This window comes from Streptomyces sp. NPDC028635 (assembly GCF_040637635.1).
Classification (GTDB): domain Bacteria; phylum Actinomycetota; class Actinomycetes; order Streptomycetales; family Streptomycetaceae; genus Streptomyces.
The window spans coordinates 79846-86646 of sequence record NZ_JBEZWX010000029.1 but is presented as its reverse complement, the minus strand read 5'-3'; the positions used below and the strand labels follow the sequence as shown (position 1 = coordinate 86646).

Here is a 6801-nt window from a genome sequence, read left to right as displayed (position 1 = left end):
TCTTAATTGATATAGGCCCCGGCGACCGCCCCCCTCAACCCCGCCTACGGGGGGGGGGCCGGGTGCAACACCCCCCCCCCCCCCGCCGTCATTGTCAGTGGAACCCGATAGCCTGCACAAACAGGTGATCGAGGGATCCGAGGGAGGGGCGCGGTGCGCGTACTGGGGGTGGACCCCGGACTGACCCGGTGCGGTGTCGGCGTGGTCGAGGGGGTCGCGGGCCGCCCGCTCACCATGGTCGGTGTCGGAGTCGTCCGCACACCCGCCGACGCCGATCTCAGCCACCGGCTGCTCGCCGTCGAGCAGGGCATCGAGCAGTGGCTGGACGAGCACCGGCCGGAGTTCGTCGCCGTCGAACGCGTCTTCAGCCAGCACAACGTGCGCACGGTCATGGGCACCGCCCAGGCCAGCGCCGTCGCCATGCTGTGCGCCGCCCGCCGCGGCATCCCGGTCGCCCTGCACACCCCCAGCGAGGTCAAGGCCGCCGTCACCGGCAGCGGCCGCGCCGACAAGGCGCAGGTCGGGGCCATGGTCACCCGGCTGCTCAGACTCGCCGCACCACCCAAGCCCGCCGACGCCGCCGACGCCCTCGCGCTCGCCATCTGCCACATCTGGCGCGCCCCCGCCCAGAACCGGCTCCAGCAGGCCGTCGCCCGGCACACCGCCCCCGTATCGAAAGGCCGTACGGCATGATCGCCTTCGTCAGCGGCACGGTCGCCGCGCTCGCTCCCGACGCCGCGGTGGTGGAGGTCGGCGGGGTCGGCATGGCCGTCCAGTGCACACCGAACACACTGTCCACGCTCCGCATGGGCCAGCCGGCCAAGCTGCACACCTCCCTGGTCGTGCGGGAGGACTCCCTCACCCTGTACGGCTTCGCCGACGACGACGAGCGCCAGACCTTCGAGCTGCTGCAGACCGCGAGCGGCGTCGGACCCCGCCTCGCCCAGGCGATGCTCGCCGTGCACAGCCCGGACGCGCTGCGCCGCGCCGTCGCCACCGGTGACGAGAAGGCGCTCACCGCCGTCCCCGGCATCGGCAAGAAGGGCGCGCAGAAGCTGCTGCTGGAACTGAAGGACCGGCTCGGCGAGCCCGTCGGGGCGCCCGCCGTCGGCGCCCCGGTCACCCAGGGCTGGCGCGACCAGCTGCACGCGGCCCTGATCGGTCTGGGCTACGCGACCCGGGAGGCCGACGAGGCGGTGACCGCCGTCGCGCCCCAGGCCGAGGCCGCGGGCGGCACGCCGCAGGTGGGGCAGCTGCTCAAGGCCGCCCTGCAGACGCTGAACCGCGCCCGCTGACCGCGCGCGCCCGCTGATCCCCGATAGCCGAAGGCACACCACATGAACTGGGACGACTCCACCGAGACCCCCGCCCCCGAGCGGCTGGTGGGCTCTGTCGCCGACCGTGAGGACCAGGCCGTCGAGGCCGCCCTGCGCCCCAAGGACCTGGGCGAGTTCATCGGCCAGGAAAAGGTGCGCGAACAGCTCGACCTCGTGCTGCGCGCCGCCCGCGCGCGCGGCGCCACCGCCGACCACGTGCTGCTCTCCGGTGCCCCCGGCCTCGGCAAGACCACCCTGTCGATGATCATCGCGGCCGAGATGGGCGCCCCCATCCGCATCACCTCCGGCCCCGCCATCCAGCACGCCGGCGACCTCGCCGCGATCCTGTCCTCGCTCCAGGAGGGCGAGGTGCTCTTCCTCGACGAGATCCACCGCATGTCGCGGCCCGCCGAGGAGATGCTGTACATGGCGATGGAGGACTTCCGCGTCGACGTGATCGTCGGCAAGGGCCCCGGCGCCACCGCGATCCCGCTCGAACTGCCCCCCTTCACCCTGGTCGGCGCCACCACCCGCGCCGGCCTGCTGCCACCGCCCCTGCGCGACCGCTTCGGCTTCACCGCGCACATGGAGTTCTACGAGCCGCACGAGCTGGAGCGCGTCGTGCACCGCTCGGCCCACCTGCTGGACGTCGAGATCGAGCCCGCCGGAGCCGCCGAGATCGCCGGGCGCTCCCGTGGCACGCCCCGCATCGCCAACCGGCTGCTGCGCCGCGTTCGCGACTACGCGCAGGTCAAGGCCGACGGCCTGATCACCCGGGACATCGCCGCCGCCGCCCTCGCCGTCTACGAGGTCGACGCGCGGGGCCTGGACCGCCTGGACCGTGCGGTGCTTCAGGCCCTGCTGAAGCTGTTCGGCGGCGGCCCCGTCGGTCTGTCGACCCTGGCCGTCGCGGTGGGGGAGGAGCGCGAGACGGTCGAGGAGGTGGCCGAGCCCTTCCTGGTGCGCGAGGGCCTGCTGGCCCGCACCCCGCGCGGCCGCGTCGCCACGCCCGCCGCCTGGGCCCATCTGGGTCTCACCCCGCCCCGCTCGTCCACGGCCGGAAACGGACAAGCGGACCTGTTCGGGGCATGACAGCAGGAGACGGTGCAGAGGGAGGGACATCGGCGAGGGATTGGCGAGCTCAGGAACCCAGGTGCCATGCTGAGCGTTGTTCCTTGCGCGCGGACTCGCTTAGACTCCGCCGATGCCGCCTGTGACGGCAGCCCCCATACACCCCCAGCCATCAGGCCGCTCACCATCGCGGTCGTGTGAAGGAAGTACCGACCCGTGAGTCTCGTGACCCTCCTCCCGTTCATCGTGCTCATCGGGGCCATGTTCCTGATGACCCGCTCCGCCAAGAAGAAGCAGCAGCAGGCCGCGGACATGCGGAACCACATGCAACCCGGTTCCGGCGTCCGCACCATCGGGGGCATGTACGCGACGGTCAAGGAGGTCAACGAGGAGACGGTCCTCCTTGACGCCGGTCCCGGTGTCGAGCTGCTCTTCGCGAAGAACTCGATCGGTGCCGTCCTGAGCGACGACGAGTACAACCGCATCGTCCACGGCATCGAGCACGACCTGAAGTCCGACGCCGACATCGTCCCCGACGACGCGTCCTCCCTCACCGAAGACGACGAGTCCGCCGCTGCCGCCTCCGAGGGCAAGATCGACCTCGGCAAGCAGGACGCCGCCGAGCGAGGCGACGACGCCATCAAGGCCGCCGAGGACAAGGCCGACGCGGCCGAGGCGAAGGCTCAGGCCGACGAAGAGCCGAAGAAGACCGAGGGCGACACCGACGCGAAGTAGTCGCGTCTGCCGGGCACGCGCCACCACCGTCGCGCGTGCCTGTGCGACGTGCGCTTCTCGCAGGGGGTCCCAACCATGTCATGGCCGCCGCAGCGCTGACCCGGCGCGGGGCGGCCCGAGAGGGAGTACGAGAAGGTGGCAGCACCTAGAAAGGGCCGGACCGCGAGCGCCCAGAGCAAGCCGTGGCGCGCGCTGGCCCTGATCCTGATCGCCATCGTGGCGCTCACCGGCGGGATGTTCGCCTCCGGGCACACCACCCCGCGTCTGGGCATCGACCTTGCCGGCGGTACGAGCATCACGCTCCGGGCGGTCCCCGAGGCCGGCCAGGAGTCCGCGATCAACAAGACCAACATGGACACCGCGGTCGAGATCATGGAGCGCCGCGTCAACGGTCTTGGTGTGTCGGAGTCCGAGGTCCAGACCCAGGGCAACCGCAACATCATCGTCAACATCCCCAAGGGCACGAACTCCGAGCAGGCGCGCCAGCAGGTCGGCACCACCGCCAAGCTCTACTTCCGCCCGGTCCTGGCCACCGAGCTCTCCGGCCCCGGCGCGGGAACCCCGACGCCGAGCGGCACCGGCAACCCCTCGGCGTCGCCGAGCGGCAAGGCGACCGGCAAGGCCTCGGACAAGCCGGAGGCGACCGGCAAGGGATCGTCCTCCCCGTCCGCCACCCCGTCCGCGAGCGCCACCTCCCAGGGCCGCCCGGTCTCCGACGCGCTGAAGGCCGACGCCAAGCCGTCCGCGAGCAGCTCCGGCAGCCCCAAGGCGTCTCCCTCCCCGTCGGGCAGCGCCTCCGGCGACGCCACCTCCAAGCTCCAGGCGCAGTACGCCGCGCTGGATTGCTCCAAGGCGGACCAGCGCGCGGCGGCCGGCAAGGGCACCAAGCCCGACGAGCCCACGCTGGCCTGCGGCAACTCCAGCGGCCAGTGGCAGAAGTACATCCTCGGCCCGGCCGGCGTGGACGGCACCGACGTGAAGAAGGCGCAGGCCGTCTTCAACACGCAGAACGCCTCCGGCTGGACCGTGACCATGGAGTTCACCTCCAAGGGCGCGAAGAAGTTCGCCGACATCACCGGCAAGCTGGCCCAGCAGCAGACCCCGCAGAACCAGTTCGCGATCGTCCTCGACGGCAACGTCGTCTCCGACCCGTTCGTCCGCGAGGCGCTGACCGGCGGCAGCGCCGAGATCACCGGCCACTTCTCGCAGGAGGAGGCGCAGAGCCTCTCCAACATGCTCTCCTACGGCGCCCTGCCGCTGACCTTCAAGGAGGACAGCGTCACCACGGTGACCGCGGCGCTCGGCGGTGAGCAGCTCAAGGCCGGTCTGATCGCCGGTGCGATCGGTCTCGCCCTGGTCGTGATCTACCTGGTGGTCTACTACCGCGGCCTGGCGCTGATCGCCTGCGCCTCGCTGCTGGTGTCCGCCGCGCTCACCTACGTGATCATGTCGCTGCTCGGCCCGGCCATCGGCTTCGCGCTGAACCTGCCGGCCGTGTGCGGTGCCATCGTCGCCATCGGTATCACCGCGGACTCGTTCATCGTCTACTTCGAACGCGTCCGCGACGAGATCCGCGAGGGCCGCACGCTGCGACCCGCCGTGGAGCGCGGCTGGCCGCGTGCCCGGCGCACGATCCTCGTCTCCGACTTCGTCTCCTTCCTCGCCGCCGCGGTGCTGTTCATCGTGACCGTCGGCAAGGTGCAGGGCTTCGCGTTCACGCTCGGTCTGACCACCCTGCTCGACGTCGTCGTGGTGTTCCTGTTCACCAAGCCGCTGCTGACGATCCTGGCCCGCCGGAAGTTCTTCGCGGACGGCCACAAGTGGTCCGGCCTCGACCCCAAGAGCCTGGGCGCCAAGCCGCCGCTGCGCAGCACCCGTCGTTCCTCCCGTCCGGCCGCCGGCGGCCCCGTCGACCCGAAGGAGGCGTGAGAGATGTCGAAGCTCGGCAACCTCGGCGCCCGGCTCCACCGTGGCGAAATCGGCTACGACTTCATCGGCAAGCGCAAGATCTGGTACGGCGTCTCGATCCTGATCACCATCACGGCCATCCTTGGCCTGGCGGTGCGCGGCCTGAACATGGGCATCGAGTTCCAGGGCGGCGCCGTCTTCACCACCCCGAAGAACATGTCGGTGTCGGTCTCCAGCGCCGAGGGCTACGCGCAGGAGGCGTCCGGCCACGACGCCATCGTCCAGAAGCTCGGTGACGGCAGCCTGCGCATCCAGGTCGCGGGCATCGAGACCAGCGACGCCACCAAGATCAAGAACGAGCTGGCCAAGGACCTCAAGGTCGACGCGGAGAAGATCAACGCCGACCTCGTCGGCCCCAGCTGGGGCGAGCAGATCGCCAACAAGGCGTGGCAGGGCCTGGGCATCTTCATGGTCCTCGTCGTGATCTACCTGGCGATCGCCTTCGAGTGGCGCATGGCCGTCGCGGCGCTCGTCGCCCTGATCCACGACATCACCATCACCACCGGTATCTACGCCCTCGTCGGCTTCGAGGTCACCCCGGGCACGGTGATCGGTCTGCTGACCATCCTCGGTTACTCGCTCTACGACACGGTCGTCGTCTTCGACAGCCTCAAGGAGCAGACCAAGGACATCACCAAGCAGACCAGGTGGACCTACAGCGACATCGCGAACCGCTCCATCAACGGCACCCTGGTCCGCTCCATCAACACCACGGTGGTCGCGCTGCTGCCCGTCGCGGGCCTGCTGTTCATCGGCGGCGGCTTCCTCGGCGCGGGCATGCTCAACGACATCTCGCTGTCGCTGTTCGTCGGCCTCGCGGCCGGTGCGTACTCCTCGATCTTCATCGCCACCCCGCTGGTCGCCGACCTCAAGGAGCGCGAGCCGCAGATGAAGGCCCTGCGCAAGCGCGTCCTGGCCAAGCGGGCCCAGGCCGGTGCCCAGGAGGAGTTCGCCGCCGCCCGCACCGGCGGTGACGACCCGGACGACACCGCACCGGCGGTCGTCGGCCCCCGCGACCAGTCCGCCGCCCGCAACCGCGGCCGCGGCCGGCCCTCGGGGAAGCGCCGATGACCGAGATCCGGGAGCTGCTGCTCAGCCGTATCCGGGACGTGGCCGACTACCCCGAGCCCGGTGTGATGTTCAAGGACATCACCCCGCTGCTCGCGGACCCGGCGGCGTTCACCGCGCTCACCGACGCGTTCGCCGAGATCGCCGAGCGCACCCGCGCCACCAAGATCGTCGGCCTGGAGGCCCGGGGCTTCATCCTCGGCGCACCGGTCGCCGTCCGCGCGGGCCTGGGCTTCATCCCGGTCCGCAAGGCGGGCAAGCTCCCCGGAGCGACCCTCGCCCAGGCCTACGACCTGGAGTACGGCTCGGCCGAGATCGAGGTGCACGCCGAGGACCTCGGCGCCGACGACCGTGTGCTGATCGTCGACGACGTCCTCGCCACCGGCGGTACCGCCGAGGCCGCCGTCCATCTGATCCAGCGGGCCGGCGCCGAGGTCGCGGGCGCCGCCGTCCTGATGGAGCTGAGCTTCCTCGAGGGCCGCCCGCGCCTGCAGGCCGCCCTAGGCGAGGCCCCGCTGGAGGCGCTGCTCACCGTCTGACGAACCAGCCGGTCACACGGTCCGGCGAACCAGTCGGCCGTACAAGGGGCGGGCCCGGAGGAATCCGGTGCCCGCCCCTTGCGTTTTCGGGGTACACGGGCCGC

General features: G+C 71.1%; 7 protein-coding genes. All 7 read left to right on the top strand.

The features are described from left to right. The first annotated feature begins 153 nt into the window (after positions 1-153). Positions 154-693 carry a crossover junction endodeoxyribonuclease RuvC gene (gene ruvC, locus AB0E88_RS26400; RefSeq protein ID WP_361635152.1) on the top strand — a complete coding sequence of 180 codons (540 nt, stop codon included), beginning with the start codon at positions 154-156 and terminating at the stop codon, positions 691-693. Next, entirely contained in the window at positions 690-1295 is a 606-nt protein-coding gene (gene ruvA, locus AB0E88_RS26395) for a Holliday junction branch migration protein RuvA (RefSeq protein WP_361635149.1), read from the top strand. The genes ruvC and ruvA overlap by 4 nt, the downstream gene beginning before the upstream one ends. 42 nt (positions 1296-1337) lie before the next feature. Beyond that, the gene (ruvB, locus tag AB0E88_RS26390) at positions 1338-2408 is read left to right on the top strand and encodes a Holliday junction branch migration DNA helicase RuvB (protein WP_361635146.1); all 1071 of its coding nucleotides are present in this window, start codon (positions 1338-1340) and stop codon (positions 2406-2408) included. 195 nt (positions 2409-2603) lie between these two features. Beyond that, positions 2604-3122, top strand: a complete 519-nt coding sequence (yajC, locus tag AB0E88_RS26385; RefSeq protein ID WP_361635143.1) for a preprotein translocase subunit YajC — start codon at positions 2604-2606, stop codon at positions 3120-3122. Positions 3123-3257: 135 nt separating this feature from the next. Further along, a complete protein-coding gene (gene secD, locus AB0E88_RS26380) occupies positions 3258-5051 on the top strand; it encodes a protein translocase subunit SecD (RefSeq protein ID WP_361635140.1) in 1794 nt (597 codons plus the stop codon). 3 nt (positions 5052-5054) lie between these two features. Next, positions 5055-6161 (top strand): protein translocase subunit SecF, encoded by a 1107-nt coding sequence (gene secF / locus AB0E88_RS26375; RefSeq protein WP_361635137.1) that lies wholly within the window; start codon positions 5055-5057, stop codon positions 6159-6161. Then, positions 6158-6697 carry an adenine phosphoribosyltransferase gene (locus AB0E88_RS26370; protein ID WP_361635134.1) on the top strand — a complete coding sequence of 180 codons (540 nt, stop codon included), beginning with the start codon at positions 6158-6160 and terminating at the stop codon, positions 6695-6697. The genes secF and AB0E88_RS26370 overlap by 4 nt, the downstream gene beginning before the upstream one ends. Positions 6698-6801: the final 104 nt, after the last annotated feature.

Bases quoted from the DNA above. Each gene is read 5' to 3' on its own strand.
- ruvA (WP_361635149.1), top strand. From the start codon at position 690: ATGATCGCCTTCGTCAGCGGCACGGTCGCCGCGCTCGCTCCCGACGCC.
- ruvB (WP_361635146.1), top strand. From the start codon at position 1,338: ATGAACTGGGACGACTCCACCGAGACCCCCGCCCCCGAGCGGCTGGTG.
- secF (WP_361635137.1), top strand. From the start codon at position 5,055: ATGTCGAAGCTCGGCAACCTCGGCGCCCGGCTCCACCGTGGCGAAATC.
- AB0E88_RS26370 (WP_361635134.1), top strand. From the start codon at position 6,158: ATGACCGAGATCCGGGAGCTGCTGCTCAGCCGTATCCGGGACGTGGCC.